At 33.4% G+C, this 17,554-nt stretch carries 15 protein-coding genes and 1 tRNA gene; 14 read left to right on the top strand and 2 right to left on the bottom strand.

Annotation, left to right across the window (positions count from 1 at the left end):
- The 7 genes from CBR30_02195 to pfkA are packed head-to-tail and all read left to right on the top strand — an operon-like array spanning position 1 to position 7,628.
- Positions 1-663, top strand: a complete 663-nt coding sequence (locus CBR30_02195) for a protein-L-isoaspartate O-methyltransferase (GenBank protein PMQ02471.1) — start codon at positions 1-3, stop codon at positions 661-663.
- On the top strand, positions 656-1,258 hold the full coding sequence (locus CBR30_02190; GenBank protein ID PMQ02553.1) for a uracil-DNA glycosylase: 603 nt from the start codon (positions 656-658) through the stop codon (positions 1,256-1,258). Before CBR30_02195 ends, CBR30_02190 begins: the two co-directional genes overlap by 8 nt.
- A 24-nt stretch (positions 1,259-1,282) precedes the next feature.
- Entirely contained in the window at positions 1,283-1,582 is a 300-nt protein-coding gene (locus tag CBR30_02185; protein ID PMQ02470.1) for a hypothetical protein, read from the top strand.
- 19 nt (positions 1,583-1,601) lie between these two features.
- Positions 1,602-4,982, top strand: a complete 3,381-nt coding sequence (locus CBR30_02180) for a DNA polymerase III subunit alpha (protein ID PMQ02469.1) — start codon at positions 1,602-1,604, stop codon at positions 4,980-4,982.
- 29 nt (positions 4,983-5,011) lie between these two features.
- Positions 5,012-5,860: an acetyl-CoA carboxylase, carboxyltransferase subunit beta gene (locus tag CBR30_02175; GenBank protein PMQ02468.1), complete on the top strand. Its 849-nt coding sequence runs from the start codon at positions 5,012-5,014 to the stop codon at positions 5,858-5,860.
- Positions 5,857-6,675 carry an acetyl-CoA carboxylase carboxyl transferase subunit alpha gene (locus tag CBR30_02170; GenBank protein ID PMQ02467.1) on the top strand — a complete coding sequence of 273 codons (819 nt, stop codon included), beginning with the start codon at positions 5,857-5,859 and terminating at the stop codon, positions 6,673-6,675. The genes CBR30_02175 and CBR30_02170 overlap by 4 nt, the downstream gene beginning before the upstream one ends.
- A complete protein-coding gene (gene pfkA / locus CBR30_02165) occupies positions 6,672-7,628 on the top strand; it encodes a 6-phosphofructokinase (GenBank protein PMQ02466.1) in 957 nt (318 codons plus the stop codon). The genes CBR30_02170 and pfkA overlap by 4 nt, the downstream gene beginning before the upstream one ends.
- Positions 7,629-7,631: 3 nt before the next feature.
- Here pfkA and CBR30_02160 read toward each other — a convergent pair.
- Positions 7,632-7,721, bottom strand: a tRNA-Leu gene (locus CBR30_02160).
- A 77-nt stretch (positions 7,722-7,798) separates the two neighbouring features.
- On the opposite strand from CBR30_02160, the gene CBR30_02155 reads away from it, so the two are divergent.
- Both CBR30_02155 and CBR30_02150 read left to right on the top strand, forming a co-directional pair.
- Positions 7,799-8,302, top strand: a complete 504-nt coding sequence (locus CBR30_02155) for an HIT family hydrolase (protein PMQ02552.1) — start codon at positions 7,799-7,801, stop codon at positions 8,300-8,302.
- Positions 8,280-8,750, top strand: a complete 471-nt coding sequence (locus CBR30_02150) for a hypothetical protein (protein PMQ02465.1) — start codon at positions 8,280-8,282, stop codon at positions 8,748-8,750. Before CBR30_02155 ends, CBR30_02150 begins: the two co-directional genes overlap by 23 nt.
- Positions 8,751-8,754: 4 nt before the next feature.
- On the opposite strand, the gene CBR30_02145 is transcribed toward CBR30_02150, so the two are convergent.
- Positions 8,755-9,795, bottom strand: a complete 1,041-nt coding sequence (locus CBR30_02145; protein PMQ02464.1) for a 6-phosphofructokinase — start codon at positions 9,793-9,795, stop codon at positions 8,755-8,757.
- Positions 9,796-9,911: 116 nt separating this feature from the next.
- On the opposite strand from CBR30_02145, the gene CBR30_02140 reads away from it, so the two are divergent.
- The 5 genes from CBR30_02140 (at position 9,912) to CBR30_02120 (ending at position 17,547) form a co-directional block, all read left to right on the top strand.
- Positions 9,912-12,524 carry a hypothetical protein gene (locus CBR30_02140; protein PMQ02463.1) on the top strand — a complete coding sequence of 871 codons (2,613 nt, stop codon included), beginning with the start codon at positions 9,912-9,914 and terminating at the stop codon, positions 12,522-12,524.
- 1 nt (position 12,525) lies between these two features.
- A complete protein-coding gene (locus CBR30_02135; protein ID PMQ02462.1) occupies positions 12,526-14,772 on the top strand; it encodes a ribonucleoside-diphosphate reductase, adenosylcobalamin-dependent in 2,247 nt (748 codons plus the stop codon).
- Between the two features lie 130 nt (positions 14,773-14,902).
- Positions 14,903-16,300: a transcription termination factor Rho gene (locus CBR30_02130; protein PMQ02551.1), complete on the top strand. Its 1,398-nt coding sequence runs from the start codon at positions 14,903-14,905 to the stop codon at positions 16,298-16,300.
- An 18-nt stretch (positions 16,301-16,318) separates the two neighbouring features.
- Complete coding sequence (locus CBR30_02125) at positions 16,319-16,825, top strand: spore gernimation protein (protein PMQ02461.1); 507 nt, start codon at positions 16,319-16,321, stop codon at positions 16,823-16,825.
- The gene (locus tag CBR30_02120; GenBank protein ID PMQ02460.1) at positions 16,822-17,547 is read left to right on the top strand and encodes a serine/threonine protein phosphatase; all 726 of its coding nucleotides are present in this window, start codon (positions 16,822-16,824) and stop codon (positions 17,545-17,547) included. The genes CBR30_02125 and CBR30_02120 overlap by 4 nt, the downstream gene beginning before the upstream one ends.
- The last annotated feature ends 7 nt before the right edge of the window (positions 17,548-17,554 follow it).

Raw genomic sequence — 17,554 nt, 5'->3', positions numbered from 1 at the left:
GTGAAAGAAGAACTCTTTGATACATGGGAGCATAAAAAGAAGAGGCAAAGATTAATTGAGCTTTTAAGGGAAGAAGGTATAACATCGGAATCTGTACTAAGAGCTATAGGAAAGATACCAAGACATTTGTTTTTGCCAAAGGAATTAGAGGATTTGGCTTATGAAAATAATGCTTTACCTATTGGAGAAAGTCAAACCATATCACAACCATATATTGTAGCATTGATGACACAAGCTTTAGATTTAACAGGGAAAGAAAAGGTTTTAGAGATTGGTACTGGTTCTGGCTATCAAACCGCAATATTAGCAGAACTTTCAAAGGAAGTTTACACAATTGAAAGAATAAAATCTTTAATGGAGCGTGCCAAAGATCTTTTGACCTTTTTAGGGTATAAAAATATTCATTTTAAGTTAGGTGATGGTACAGAAGGATGGGAAGAATTTGCAAAATACGACAGAATAATAGTTACTGCCTCTGCTCCAGATATTCCTCCTCCTCTATGGGAACAATTAGAAGATAATGGTATAATAGTAATTCCGATAGGAAGTAGAGAATATCAAACACTTTATAAAATTGTGAAAAAGGATGGAGAGAAAAAAGTATATAATTTAGGAGGTGTAGTTTTTGTACCTTTAATAGGTAAATATGGATGGCATGAATAATTTAGATATTAAAAAGTTGGAAGAAGAGGTCAAAAACTGTAAAAAATGTTCCCTATGGAAGGAAAGAACTAATGTGGTTTTTGGTGAAGGAGATATTCATTCAAAAATTATGTTTATTGGCGAAGCTCCTGGTTTTCATGAAGATCAAGAAGGAAGACCTTTTGTAGGCGCAGCAGGAAAATTATTAACAAATCTTATTGAGTCTTTAGGACTAAAAAGGGAAGAAGTTTATATCGCTAATGTTTTAAAATGCAGACCTCCTAACAACAGGGAGCCTAATCCTGATGAAATAAAAGCATGTTATCCGTACTTAGAAGCGCAGATAAAAATAATTAATCCAAGGATTATATGTACCCTTGGTAGATATTCCGCATATGCTATTTTAAAAACTCCTATTAATATGAGTTCCTATCATGGAAAAACTTTTAGTATAGAGGGTAGATTAGTATTTGTAACTTACCATCCTGCAGCTGCATTATATCATGCTAAAGTTATGGATGAGATTAAAAGGGATTTTGAAAAACTAAAGGACCTTATTGAAAAGGAAACAAGCGAAAGTAAAACTCTCACAAAAGAGCAATTATCCTTTTGGTAAAATTTTAAATGGAGGTAAATTTTTATGGAAAAAGATGAGATTTTAAAAGGTTTGGATGCTTTTGCCAAACTTGCGAAACAGGATATTTTGAAAAGTGCTGTAGTTTCTGATCGAGAGTATTGGGAACAGAATGCAAAGGCTCGTTATGAAAAATATAAAGAGCTTTACAAAAATATTGAAGAGAAGGGGATTGATGAGACTCTTAAAATTGCTATAGAAGAATACAAACTAATAGGAGAAAGTAGTGATGCTATCTCAAGAGGAAGAAAAAGGGCTTTAGAAAGCTTTTTTGTACTATTAGGAATAGATCCAAGCCAAATATAATTTCAGCTGTGATAAAACTATGAGTTTTGTACATTTGCATGTCCATTCTGAGTTTAGTTTGTTAGATGGGGCATGTAGAATTCCTGATTTAGTGCAAAGGGCAAAAGAGTTTAACATGCCTGCTATTGCTTTGACAGATCATGGGGTAATGTATGGTGCTATTGATTTCTATAAAACTGCAAAAGAAAATGGAATAAAGCCAATAATTGGATGTGAGGTTTATGTTACTCCTGGTTCAAGATTTGATAAAAAGGGACAAAGAAACTCTTTATACCATCTTATCCTATTAGCAAAAGATTTAGAGGGGTATAAGAATTTATCTCGTATTGTTACTGCTTCTTATTTAGAAGGTTTTTATTATAAGCCAAGAGTTGATAAGGAGTTACTTAGAAATCACCATAAAGGTTTAATAGCTTTAACGAGTTGTCTTGCAGGAGAGATTCCTACTTTAATTCTCCAAAATAGAATTGAAGATGCAAGGAAGGCAATTAATGAATATTTAGATATCTTTGGGGAAGATTTTTATTTAGAATTGCAGGATAATGGACTTCCTGAGCAGAAAATTGTAAATTCTACTTTAATCAAATTTTCCAAGGAATTAGGAATTCCAGTGGTTGCTACAAATGATGTGCATTATATAAATAAAGAAGATGCAGAAATTCACGATATTCTTTTGTGTATTCAAACGGGCTCTAAATTAAACGATAAAAATAGACTACGTTTTGGAACAAACGAATTTTATTTACGATCCCCCGAGGAAATGGAAAGACTTTTTTATAATGTTCCGACCGCCTTAGAAAATACTTTGAAAATTGCTGAATTATGTAATTTAGAATTGCCTCTTAATAGAATAATTTTGCCTACCTTTGAAATCCCAGAAGGAGAAACATTGGAGTCCTATTTTGAGAAACTCTGTTGGAAGAATGCGGAATTAAAGTTTAAGGAATTAACTCCTGAAATTAAAGAAAGACTCAGTTATGAAATATCTATTATAAAGCAGATGGGGTTTGCCGGTTACTTTCTTATTGTTTCAGATTTTGTCAACTATGCAAAGAGTAAAGGAATACCAGTAGGACCTGGAAGAGGATCTGCAGCAGGCTCTTTAGTAGCCTATGTTTTAGGAATAACTAATCTGGAACCTACAAGATGGGGACTCATATTTGAAAGATTTTTGAATCCAGAAAGAGTGACAATGCCTGATATCGATATAGATTTTTGTTTTGAAAGAAGAGAAGAAGTTATAAACTATGTAAGGGAAAAATATGGAAAAGATCATGTAGCACAAATAATAACCTTTGGAACTATGGCTTCTCGTGCTGCAATTAGGGATGTAGGAAGAGTATTAGATGTTCCTTATGGTGATGTAGATAGATTGGCTAAAATGATTCCACAGAATTCTACAATCGACGAAGCTATTGAGAACTCTGAAGAATTAAGAGAACTTATAAATCAAAATCCAACTTATGAGAGAATTATTTCTATTGCTAAAAAATTAGAAGGCTATGCAAGACATGCTTCAATTCATGCAGCAGGTATAGTTATTTCAAAAGAACCTATTGTAGAGTACGTACCTCTTCAAATAATGGAAGGTAATGAAATAGTAACCCAATTCCCAATGACGAATTTAGAGGAATTGGGACTTTTAAAAATGGATTTTTTAGGTTTAAGAACACTTACAGTAATAAATGATACATTGAAGGAGATTAAAAGACGTTATGGCATTGAAATAGATATTAATAATATACCATTGGATGATAAAAAGGTTTATGAGCTTTTACAATCTGGTGAAACAGTAGGAGTTTTTCAATTAGAAAGTAAGGGAATGCGTAATTTGCTTAAAGAAGTTAAACCAGAAAAATTTGAGGATTTAATAGCTGTTTTAGCATTGTATAGACCTGGTCCTTTGGGAAGACTTGAGAGTTATATAAAGAGGAAAAGGGGAGAAGAAGAGGTAAAATATATCCATCCTGCATTAGAACCTATTTTAGCAGAAACTTACGGAGTTATTGTCTATCAGGAGCAGGTAATGGAGATTGCACATAAACTTGCAGGTTTCACATTAGGACAAGCGGATTTATTGAGAAGAGCAATGGGAAAGAAATTACCAGAAGTTATGGAACAGCAAAGAGAATTATTCATAAATGGAGCTAAAGAAAGAGGTATTCCAGAGGAAATAGCAAAGGAAATCTTTGAGGATATGGCAAAATTTGCAGAATATGGATTTAATAAGTCTCATAGTGCAGCTTATGCCTTAATTACTTATCAAACTGCCTTTCTAAAAACATATTATCCCAAGGAATATATGTCTGCAGTATTAACAAGCGTAATGGGAAATAATGATAAACTTTTAAGATATTTAGCGGAAGTTAAGAGAATGGGAATAAGTATTCTGAAACCAGACATAAATGAAAGTATGGTAGGTTTTACTGTAACTGATGAGGGAATAAGATTTGGATTATCTGGAATTAAAAATGTGGGGGAGAGTGTCGCAGAAGCTATTGTGAATGAAAGAGAAAAGAATGGAAAATTTAGCTCTATATTAGACTTTATTAATAGATTAGATAGTAAGTACACAAATAAGAGGGCATTAGAAAGTTTAATAAAAGCAGGAGCTTTTGATAGTCTTAATTATTCAAGAAGGACATTTTTGACTAATATTGATAAAATTATTGATTATGCCCAAAAGAACAAAAAAATTAAAGTGGCCCAAGCTTCTCTGTTTGGAACAGAATCTTTTGGGGTTTCAGACATTGCTTTAGAAAATTTACCTGAATTTACTTTAGATGAATTATTGGCGATGGAGAAAGAGGTCATAGGATTCTATGTATCATACGATCCTTTGTTGGATATGAAAAAGAAAGTAAATAAAATATTGGATTATGATATTGATGATTTGAGGGAGTTTGAAGATGGAAAATATGTAGTTATTTCAGGGATTTTGAAAAATATTAGAGAAGTTATAGATAGAAAAAAACAGAAAATGGTATTTGCTACTCTTGAAGATTTGACAGGAGAAGCGGATTTAACTGTTTTTTCATCGGTTTATAATAAGTATCAGGATTTGATAATTGAGGGGAAAAAGGTTATTATAGGAGGAAAGTTAGAAGTACCTAAGGAGGAGAATGAGAGAATTAAGATTATTGTGGAGGATGTAGGGGATTTAGAGGGACGTTTGTTAGAGATAAAATTAGATGCAAATAATTTGGATTATCATGTACTTTTTAATTTGAAAGATCTTTTGAAGAATAATAAAGGTATGATCCCTGTGATTATAGATATAAAAGGTATAAAAATTGTAACGGCACCAGAGTATTGGATATCCATAAATGATGAATTCTTATCTAATTTAAAAAGAATCTTAGGAAATACTCATAAATTTTCTTTGACCAGTTTATATTAAACTAAATTTGAAGGAAGGGAAAGTTTATCATGTTTAGAGATTTCATAGGAAAAAGGAAAGATTCCAGAGAAACGAAAGGAAAGGATATTCCTGATGGTCTTTGGATAAAGTGTCCTCAATGTAATCAAATTATTTATTCCAAGGATTGGTTAGAAAATTATAAAGTATGTATAAAATGTGGCTTCCACTCCCAACTTACTGCCCAGGAACGCATAGAAATATTAGTGGATGAAAACACTTTTGAAGAAACTGATAGTAATATAATCTCTTATGATATTTTAGGTTTTCAGGATACAAAACCATATAGTCAGAGATTGATAGAAGCCCAAAATGAGACTGGATTGAAGGAAGCTGTAGTTACAGGACTTGCCCGTATGGATGGAATTCCTGTAAATTTAATGGTTATGGATTTTAGATTTATAGGTGGAAGTATGGGATCAGTAGTAGGAGAGAAAGTAACTCGGGCAATTGAAAGATCTATAGAGAAAAAAATTCCTTTGATAGGGGTTATAGCATCTGGTGGTGCAAGAATGCAAGAAGGCTTGATATCTCTATTGCAAATGGCAAAAACATCATCCGCCATTGCAAGACTTGATAGAGCTAAAATCCCATATATAACTATTCTGACACATCCATCCACTGCTGGGGTACTTGCAAGTTTTGGCTCTCTTGGTGATGTTATAATAGCTGAACCTGGTGCTCTTATTGGATTTGCAGGACCAAGAGTTATAGAACAAACAATAAAACAAAAGTTGCCTGAAGGTTTTCAAAAGGCAGAGTTTGTTTTACAACATGGAATGATAGATATGGTAGTTGAAAGAAAAAGATTAAGACCTACTGTTATCACCTTGCTAAAACTATTATGGAGGAGAAAATGAGAAAAGACTTAACTCCATGGGAAAGGATCCTTTTAGCAAGGCATCCTCAGAGACCTACCTTTCTTGACTATCTAAATGAGTTGTTTGAAGATTTTGTGGAACTACATGGAGATAGATACTTTGGTGATGATCCTGCCATAATTACAGGTTTTGGCTTTTTTGAGGGAGAAAGCGTTGCTATTATAGGACAGGAGAAGGGGAAAGATATACAGGAAAAGATAAAGAGAAATTTTGGAATGCCACATCCTGAGGGCTATAGAAAGGCATTGAGAATAATGAAATTGGCAGAAAAGTTTAATATCCCCATTTTTAGTTTTATAGATACTCCAGGAGCTTATCCTGGTATCGGGGCGGAAGAAAGAGGACAGGCAATGGCTATTGCAGTAAATTTAAAAGAAATGTCACTTTTGCAGGTACCAATAATTGTTGTGGTGCTTAGTGAGGGAGGAAGTGGTGGGGCATTAGGAATTGGAGTAGGGGACCATATAATGATTTTGGAGAATGCCTATTATTCAGTAATATCCCCAGAAGGATGTGCTTCTATTCTTTTTAGGGATGCATCAAAAGCCCCTGAGGCAGCATCTGCTTTAAAAATAACTGCTGAGGATTTATTTAATTTGGGACTTGTTGATGAAATAATTCCAGAGCCAGAAGGTGGTGCTCACACAGACCTTCTGAAAACTGCAGAGAACATAAGGAAGGCACTTAAAAAAGCCTACAAGAACCTGAAAAATAAACCTGTGGAGACTCTATTGAAGGAAAGATATGAGAAGATAAGAAACTACGGGAAGTTTTTAGAGGAGGTAAAAAAATGAAAAGAATTGCAGTTTTAACGAGTGGTGGAGATGCACCTGGCATGAATTCTGCTATTAGATCAATAGTTAGATATGGAATTGCCAATGGACTTGAGGTAATAGGAATTGAGAGGGGATACCAAGGACTGATAGAAGGAGATTTTAGAATATTGGGTAGGGATGATGTTAGTGAGATTGTTCAGAAAGGGGGCACAATACTAAAGACTGCAAGATCTGAAGAATTTTATAAAGAAGAAGGACAAAGAAAAGCATTAGAGAATTTAGAGAAAAATAATATTGAGGGCTTAATTGTTATTGGCGGAGAAGGTTCTCTTAAAGGTGCATACGATTTATATAACTTAGGTTTTTCAGTTATTGGTATACCTGGAAGTATTGATAATGATGTTTGGGGAACAGATTATTCTATAGGATTTGACACTGCTTGTAACAACGTTATTGATGCCATTAATAAAATAAGAGATACAGCAGCTGCCCATGAAAGGACCTTTGTAATAGAAGTAATGGGGAGAGAATGTGGCTATATAGCTTTTACTTCCGGACTTGTCAGTGGTGCAGATATCATACTTATTCCTGAGGTTCCTTTAGATTTCCCTTATATCGTAGAAAAATTAAAACAAAGACAACAAAGGGCAAAAAGACATAATATAATTGTTGTCGCAGAAGGAGTTGGAAGTGCGTATTTTATTGGAAAACAAATCGAAGATAGGTTAGGAATATCTACAAGAATTGTGGTTTTGGGGCATATTCAGAGAGGTGGTTCTCCTTCTGTTTTGGATAGAACATTGGGAACATTTATGGGAGTTGAGGCAGTAAAAGCATTAGTAGAGGGAAAAAGCGGTTTTATGGTTGGATGGCAAGAAAATAAACCTCATTTAGTACCATTAAAAGATGTGGCTAGCAATAAGAAAAGGGTTGATCCTCAATTGTTCTATGAAGTGGAGAGTGTATTGTAACTTTGGTGCCGAAGGCGGGAGTCGAACCCGCACGAGTGTCACCCACTCACCAGATTTTGAGTCTGGCGCGTCTGCCAATTCCGCCACTTCGGCAACCTAAATAAATATAACTATAAAATTTAAAATATGTCAAGGTTTAGATGGGAAAGGAGAAATTTCACATGAGCATCATACGTAGAATATGTACACCATGGAGAATGAAATATATATCAGCTCCAAAAGAACAAAAATGCGTCTTTTGTGAAAATATTAAGGAGAATAATGACGAGAAAAATCTTATCCTTTTAAGGGGTGATTATTGTTTTGTAATGCTCAATCTATATCCATATAATAATGGGCATTTAATGGTAATTCCATATTCTCATAAAGATAATCTAATATATCTTACAAAAGAAGAATACACTGAGCTTATGTTTTTGGCTCAGGTAAGCATTGAAGCTTTAACCAGGGTTATGATGCCTCATGGCTTTAATTTAGGTATGAATATTGGTACTTCTGCAGGAGCAGGAATTGCGGATCATATACATTTGCATATTGTCCCAAGATGGGAGGGAGACTCTAATTTTATGCTAACTATTGCAGAAACCAAAATTATTCCCGAAGATTTGCCAAGTACCTATAGAAAGCTTCAACCTGTAATGAAAGCAATATATGAGGAAAAAAAGAAGCCTTAAAAGATTTCTCAGATACTTATATATTAGATTAATTAGAATCAACGATTCTCCAGAAAAAATTGCAATGGGATTTTCAGTAGGGGTTTTCATAGGAATATTTCCTACTTTTGGTTTTGGTGGGATCTTGGCTTTATTATTAGCGAAAGCTTTTAAACTGAACTATATCTCCGCTATAATTGGCACTTTTATCATGAATTATTTTACATCTCCTATATTTTGGTCTTTAAGTTATTTCGTAGGAAGTTTGTTATTAGAGGGTAAATTAGATTTTACAGTATTTAAAAATGGACATATAAAATCTTTTGCAGTAACCTACCTTATAGGGAATCTAATTGTTTCTTTTTTATTCTCAGTTCTTAGCTATTTTGTTGTTAAAAAGATAGTAATAAGCTATAGGAAAAGAAGAAAGAAAAAGGGAGGAGATTTCTCCTCCCTTAAAAATTCATAGATGACTATTTATTAAAGAAAGTTTTCATGCTTTCATAAAACTCTGGTTTTACATTCTTTGTTTTACCTTCAATTAATGTAATGTCTACAGGAACCAATTCCTCTCCTCTAACGGAAATGAAGTACCCTGATTTGCCTTCATGTACGAGGTCAACAGCTGCTTTACCAAGTCTTAAGCCAAGAATTCTATCCCTTATTGATGGTGAGCCTCCTCTTTGAAGATGGCTTAATATGACAGCCCTTGTTTCTATTCCAAGATTCTTTTCAATTTCTTCCGCTAATACCTGTCCTACTCCTCCAAGTCTTACATGTCCAAAAGCATCTACCATACCAGATTGTCCTTTTTGATATGTAAAGCCAGGTAATTGGACTCCTTCTGCTATAGCAACGACTGCCCAGTTATGCCCTCTTGCATAAAGTTTCTTAATATGGTCATATAATTCTTGTAAATTTGGCTCAACCTCTGGAATGAGTATATAATCCGCTCCACCTGCAAGTCCTCCATAGAGAGCAAGCCAGCCTGCATGTCTTCCCATGATTTCTACAACTATAACTCTTGCGTGGGATTTTGCAGTATCTCTTAATCTTGTAATACCATCTACTACAACCTCTACTGCAGTATCAAATCCCAATGTATATTCTGTTTCTTCAAGATCTTTATCTATGGTCTTAGGAATACCTACCATAGGAAGTCCTCTTCTACTAAATTTTGATGCAACCCCAAGAGTATCCTCTCCTCCTATGGCTATAAGAGCATCTAAACCTAACTTCTTAAAGTTTTCTATACATTTTTCTACATCCTCTTCCTTTTTAAAGGGATTTGTTCTTGAACTACCAAGAATTGTACCACCTTTATCTAAAATATCTTCGACAACCTCTAAGGTTAAAGGCATAGTATCAGCTTTTAAAAGTCCTGCCCAACCATACTTGAGTCCGATAACTTCATCACCATAATCTAAAGCTCTATAAACGACGCCTTTGATGGCAGGATTGAGACCTGGACAGTCTCCTCCTCCTGTAAGTACTCCAATTCTCTTTTTCTCCATTTTCTCTTCCTCCCTTTCTATGATATTTTCTTCTCAATTTTATTATCTTATTTAAAAATTGACAAGGTTATTTAGCGTTGATAGACTTTAAAAATATATGAAAAGGAGGAGATTAGATGAAAAAGAAAAATATTAATTTCAGGCAAGAAGAACTTGAAATTAGTAGAGATCATTATTTTAGACTTATAATTTTTTCTTGTTTGTTATTAGCAATAATGATAATTCCTGTTACTTATTATATGAAGGCTCATGATATTTCCGAACTACCAAAAGTAACTGTTCTTCGTATTTTAACAGGATTTTCTGTAATTATCTGGGGCATTTGGCTTTTCTTTAGGCAAAAGAAAATTACTCTTCCAGCGAAGAATATAACTATTTGGGTTCTTCTTTTTGCACTGTCGTGGATTTTATCTACAATATTCTCTACAAATTTATATTTAAGTTTATTCGGTTCTTATATGAGACAACTTGGATTTTTTACATATTCTACTTTTTTTATTATCTTTTTCTTGTTACATGATGTTATAAATTCTAAGAGAGAATTAAAGTATATTTATTGGGGTATAGTAATTATAGCTTTTGCTGTGGGTGTTTATGGCTTAATACAATTCTTTAGATGGGATCCTTGGTTTGAAAGAGTAAGAACAGAATCAAGAATTATATCTACATTAGGACATGCGGATTTCTTAGGTCATTATCTTGTTATGGTTATACCAATTGTTATGGGATTTATTTTTCAAGTGAAAAACATTTATGTAAAAATCTTTTTATTTATTGAGTTTATCATTCTTTTTTTCACTCTCCTTGCATCATATACAAGAGGATCCTGGTTAGCCTTCATAATTTCTTTTCCTCTTTTCTTCCTACTCAACTATTGGAAAAGTGGAAAGGATTTTAAAAATATTCTTATAAAGAAGTATTTGAGTATTGCTTTAATTTTAGTCATAATCCTTTCTATACCTATCTTTGGATATTTAGAAAGTAAGTTGTATCCTTCTAATACATCTTTAGGTACTTTTAACTTAAAGGAGAGGTTCTCTACTATTGGGCATGGTTTAGGTCTTACTCAGGCAAACCCAAGAGGACTTACTTGGAGGGATAGTATCAATTTATTTAAGGATAAGATACTTCCATCTTTCAGATTGATTTTGGGATTAGGTCCGGAAACATTCTCTTTTAATTTTACTCCTTACAAATCCTTGGATCTTGCCAGATATGATAAAGGAAAAGGTTATCCAGATAGAGAGCATAACGAGTATCTGGATATTCTTTTCCCTCAGGGCTTATTTGGTTTAGTATCATTCTTAGGTATTGTCTTCACCACTATATTTCTCTTTATAAAAAATTTGTCTAAATTTCCTGAAGAGGATAAAACCTTAATAGTTGGTACCTTTACAGGATTTTTAGCTTTCTTGATCCAAGCTTTAGTTTTATTCGGTCTTTCTGCTACTTATCTTTATTTCTGGTCTTTAATCTCTTTTATATTTTTGTGGCTAAGATTTGTTGATGAGAAGAATAAATTGGAAATAGATATTAGAAAAGTTCCTTCTTTATTAAGGGATATAATAATTGTAATTTGTGGTGTTATTGGATTATTGTATATTTCTATTTCTTTGAGATTTTTTAGGGCGGAGATCTTTTATAGATATGGTTTAGATTATCTTAATTCTAATGAGCCTGGAAAGGCATTACCTTTACTTGAAGAGGCTATCAATCTTCGTCCCCAAGAGAGTGCCTTTCACGAGGCAATAATCAAGGCATATCTTCAAGTTGTAGGTGGGGTCAGTGATGAGAATGAAAAAGAAAAGTACTTTAAATTAGGAGAAGAGCATATAGATGATCTTTTGAAAAATGCTTATTATAGATCTCTTACTTATAATCTAATAGGTGCCTATTATGCACAAGGTTATCATAATTTAAATAAGAAAGACAAAAATATGTTAATAAAAGCAGAAGAATACTTATTAAAGGCTTTAACTTTTGATAAATATTCTGTGCCTCCTTTGGAAAATCTTCTTAGACTATACTCTACAGATCTGAAAAATGATGAAAAAGCTATGGAGATTGCGAATAGGATATTAAATATTGATCCTTCTCATATAGATGCCAATATGTTTTTAGCTGCTAAGTATTATGAAAAAAAGGAATATGAAAAAGCAAAGAAAATTTATGAGGAACTTTTAAAATATTATCCAAATAATCCAGATATTTGGAATAATCTTGGTATGACTTATTATAAAATAGGGGATCTTGAAAATGCAGAAAAATCATTCTTAAAAGCTTTAGAGGTAGATCCAAATTATATACTGGCGAGAAAAAATTTAGAGGCTCTCTCTAAGATACTAAATAAACCTATTAATATACCTTTTATAACTAAAGAAAATGATGTAACATATTATCTAAAACTTGGTATTGAAGCTTATAATGAGAAAGACCTTAAAAAGGCGGAAGAATATTTTAAGAAAGCTATTTCTATAGATGGGAATTCTCAGGAAGCTTATAACAACTTAGGTGCAGTTTATTTTGAAGAAGGGAAGTATGAGGAAGCTGTTAGTATGTTTAAAAAAGCCTTGGAAATAGATAAGAATTATCTTCAAGCCTATGGAAATTTATCTGTTACTCTTTTAAAGATGGGTAAAAAGGATGAGGCGAGAAAAGTTTTGAAAGAGGCAATATCACGCTTTCCCAATAATGAGGAATTTAAAAAATGGTTGGAGGAGATAAAGTAATATGAAAAAAGTGGAATTATCTAAGCAAGCTTTACTTATATTAGAAAAGAGATATTTGGCAAAAAATGAAAGAGGAGAGGTAATAGAAACTCCTGAAGAAATGTTCTACAGAGTCGCTGATACTATTGCCAAAATTGATAAGCTATACAATCCAAAGGCGGATATGGAAAATATTAGAGATGGATTTTATGAATTAATGACTTCTCTTGATTTTTTACCAAACACACCCACATTGATCAATGCAGGAAGACCATTAGGACAACTATCCGCTTGTTTTGTACTACCTATAGAAGATTCATTGGTTAGTATCTTTGATAGCTTAAAATATACCGCATTAATACATCAATCAGGTGGTGGAACTGGATTTTCTTTTTCCCGTTTAAGACCAAAAGGTGATATTGTAAGGACTACAGGAGGAATTGCTTCAGGTCCTGTAAGCTTTATGAAGGTTTACGATGCTGCAACAGAGACTATAAAACAGGGTGGAGTAAGAAGAGGAGCAAATATGGGGATTTTGAGGGTTGACCATCCTGACATTATTGAATTTATAACAGTAAAAGATAAAGAAGGAGTATTAAGTAATTTCAATATTTCTGTAGCAGTTACTGATGATTTTATGAAAGCTGTATTAAATGATGAAGAATATAGTCTTATAAATCCAAGAAATGGAGAAGTAGTGAATAGACTAAGGGCAAAAGAAGTTTTTGATTTAATAGTTAGACAAGCCTGGAAAAATGGAGAACCAGGCATAATATTTATTGATGAGATCAATAGAAAAAACCCAACCCCTGGAGTTGGACAAATTGAGGCTACTAATCCTTGTGGCGAACAACCACTTTTACCTTATGAGTCTTGCAATTTGGGTTCTATAAATTTGAGTAAAATGGTTAAGGAGAAAGATGGAAATTATGAGATAGATTGGGGAAAATTGGAAAAGACAGTTTATACTGCAGTTCACTTCTTAGATAATGTTATTGATGCAAATTATTATCCGTTAAAAGAAATAGAGGAAATGACAAAAGCAAATAGAAAGATCGGGTTAGGAGTGATGGGATTTCACGATCTATTGATAAAATTGAAGATTCCTTATAACTCTAAAGAGGCAAGAGATATTGCGGAAAAATTAATGAAATTTATTTCAGAAAAAGCAAGAGAAAAATCACAGGAATTAGCAGAAGAAAGAGGAGTTTTTCCTAATTGGGAGAAGAGTATATACAAAGAAATGAATATGAAGCTTAGAAATGCCACATTAACCACAATAGCTCCTACAGGAAGTATAAGTATTATTGCAAATTGTTCTTCTGGAATAGAACCAATTTTTGCTTTAGCCTATAAGAGAACTGTAAGCTTAGGTGAGTGGTTTGAAATTCATCCTATTTTTAAAGAGTATCTAATAAAAGAAGGAATTTATAGTGATGAATTGATTAAGAAGGTAATTGAAAAGGGATCAATACAGGAAATGGAGGAAATTCCAAGTGAAATTAAGAAAATCTTTGTTACAGCCTTGGATATATCTCCTGAGGACCATGTCTTAATGCAATCCGCCTTTCAAAAATATGTGGATAATGCAGTTTCCAAGACTGTAAATCTTAAAAACAGTGCAACTGAAGAGGATATAAGGAAAATCTATTTGATGGCTTACGAATTAAAGTTAAAAGGAATTACTGTTTATAGAGATAAATCAAGATCAGTTCAAGTATTAAAAGTAGAAGAAAAGGCAGGGGAGAGGAAGGATATGGAAGAGAAGTTAAGACCAAGACCACGTCCTCAAGTTACAAAGGGTGTAACTTTGAAAATGAAAACAGGATGCGGTAATTTATATGTAACAATAAATGAAGATGAATTAGGAGTGTGCGAGGTATTTTCAACTCTTGGGAAAGCTGGTGGTTGTGCAGCATCACAAACAGAAGCTATATCAAGGTTAATTTCCTTAGCTCTAAGAAGTGGGATTGATATAAACTCTATTATTAAACAGCTTAAGGGTATAAGATGTCCTAATCCTATAAGGGATGAGGAGGGTGAATATATACTTTCATGCTCAGATGCTATTGCAAAAGCTTTAGAAAAATATATACTAATAAAGGAAGGAAAAAATAATTCTAAAAATAACTTCTTCTTTAGACCAGAAAAACAAGAAGAAAGTGAGAAGGAATATTCAGGAATGCCTTGTCCAGAATGCGGTTCTCCCCTTGAGATACAAGAAGGCTGTTTAACTTGTAGGGTTTGTGGATATTCAAAATGTTACTAAAATATTTGACTTTTACAAAAATTTATTTTATACTTATTTCTGCTAATAAATAATGGGTAAAAATCTGTTTTCAAATTTCAAATAAACTAATGTTGCCAATCAAAACGCATTAAAAAGGAGGTTTCAGATGATCCCAAAAGAAGAATTACAGTTTAAAACTCGAGCAGAATTAGTAGAAATAGCAAAGGAATATAAGATTCCAGGATATTATAGAATGACAAAGGATGAATTAATAAAAGCATTATTAGAGAAAGAGGGGGAAGCCCCTGAGGGGGTTCCTGCTGTCTCTACTTTGGAGCTACCAAAGGTAGAGGAGAAAGTTATTGAGGAAAAAGTAGAGGAAAAGGAAGAAGTAAAAGAGGAAGAAAAAGAGGAGAAGGGCAAGGTTATTATTGATGGATTTGAGTGTGTATATAGAGAAGGATATTTAGAAATTAGGGAAGAAGGATTTGGTTTTATTAGGAAAAATTGGAAGCCAAGTGAAGAGGATGTTTATATATCTGCCTCCCAGATTAAGAAATTTGGACTGAGATATGGAGATTGGATTGGAGGAATGGTTAGACCTCCAAAGGAAAACGAGAGATGGTATGCAATTCTTAGAATAGATACAGTGAATGGCAGGGACCCTTCCCTATCAAGACAAAGACCCAAATTTGATGATCTAATACCATATCATCCAACAGAAAGATTAAAATTAGAAACTACTCCACAGGAGTTAGATACGAGATTAATTGATCTTTTGGCACCAATAGGAAAGGGACAGAGAGGATTGATAGTATCTCCTCCAAAGGCTGGAAAGACTACATTGCTCAAGAAGATTGCAAATGGCATTACTGCGAATCATAAAGAAGTTAAGCTTTTTGTTTTGCTTGTAGATGAGAGACCAGAGGAAGTAACAGACTTTAGAAGATCTGTACAAGGAGAAGTAATTGGTTCTACTTTTGATGAACCACCTGAGAGACATATTCAGGTGGCAAAATTGGTTTTGGAGAGAGCAAAAAGATTAGTTGAGTATGGGGAGCATGTAGTAATTTTATTAGATAGTATCACCAGGCTTGCACGTGCCTATAACTGGGCAGTGCCTTCTAGTGGAAGAACACTATCTGGAGGAGTTGAACTTGCCGCATTACACCATGCCAAGGAGTTTTTTGGTGCTGCAAGGAATATAGAAGGTGGTGGGAGCCTAACTATTTTGGCTACTGCGTTAATTGAGACAGGTAGTAGAATGGATGATGTAATTTTTGAGGAATTTAAGGGTACAGGTAATATGGAGCTTGTGTTAGATAGGAAGTTAGCAGATAGGAGAATATTCCCAGCAATTAGTATTGCAAGATCTGGAACAAGAAAAGAAGAGCTCTTATATCCAGAGGATAAATTGCAAAAACTTTGGATACTTAGGAGAACATTATTAAGTCAAGAAGAAGGAGAAGCTATTGAAATGCTGAAAAAGAGACTCAGAGAAACAAGGAGTAACGATGAGTTCTTAAGGTTTATTGATGAGGTTATGAGAAGTAATTCACGAAGATAAAACTTGGAGGATTCTCCATTGAAAAAAATACTAACTATTTCTTTGTTATTTTTAATAATTGCTATTACTTTGGCTCTTTTTAGTTTCAGAGAGAAAACACAAGTTAAGATTTATTTTTATGATTACAAAAGTGGTAATTTAAGATACGAAGAAAGGGATATTGATATATCTTACTGGGACAAACTATTCAACAAGGAAAATATAGCTAAGAAAGTAATTAGTCTATTATTGGAGGGACCTAAAAGTCCCTCCTTACGTTCTCCTATTCCAAAAGGGACAAGACTTTTGAGAATTTCTATCAGAAATAATATAGCCTATGTGAGCTTTTCTAATGAACTAAAAAATAATCATCCAGGGGGTAGTACTGAAGAGCTACTAACAATATACAGTATAGTTAATACATTGACTGAGCTACCTTGGATAAAGAAGGTACAGATATTAGTAGGTGATGCTACTTTGGATACTTTAGCTGGTCATTATGATATTTCTGTTCCGCTTGAAAGGAATATGAATATTTCACAATGAAAATAGGAATAATCTCTGATATTCATAGTAATTTAGAAGCTTTAGAAGCAGTAGTAAAAAAAATAGAAAAAGAAGTTGATGAGATCTATTGCTTAGGGGATATAGTTGGGTATGGTCCAAATCCCAACGAGTGTGTAAGTTATATAAAAAAAATCAACGCATCAATCATAGGAAATCATGATGCTGCTGTAGTTGGAAGATTAGACTATGATAATTTTAACCCTCTTGCCCAATACGCCATAGATTGGACCAGAGAGAATATAACTCCTGAAAATTTTGAGTTTCTTTATAAATTACCAGAGAAACTAAATTTCGAGTGGGGTGGAATAGTACATGGAAGTATAAGGAAGCCTTTAGAAGAATATTTAGTTACTTATAATTCTGTTTTTGCCAATTTTAATTTGATGGATGAAAATATTTATTTCTTTGGTCATTCCCATATAGCAGGAGTATTTATTTATGAAAATGATGAGATTAAGTATTTAAGCATGGTTAAAGGGGGAGAAATAGAAATACAACCTAAAAATAAATACTTAATAAATCCAGGAAGCGTAGGACAGCCAAGAGATGGAAATTGGAAAAGTAGTTTTGGCATATATGATACAAAGAACCATGTTTTTAAAGTTTATAGAGTTGATTATCTCATAGAGATTACTCAGAAAAAGATGCAACTTTTAGGATTTCCAAGACCTTTATGGGAAAGATTATCCTTTGGGAGGTAGAAGTACC

It is taken from the genome of Dictyoglomus sp. NZ13-RE01, from assembly GCA_002878375.1.
In the GTDB taxonomy this organism is placed as follows: Bacteria; Dictyoglomota; Dictyoglomia; order Dictyoglomales; family Dictyoglomaceae; genus NZ13-RE01.
The sequence above is the reverse complement of the archived record's forward strand: the minus strand, read 5'-3'. Positions and strand labels throughout refer to the sequence as shown.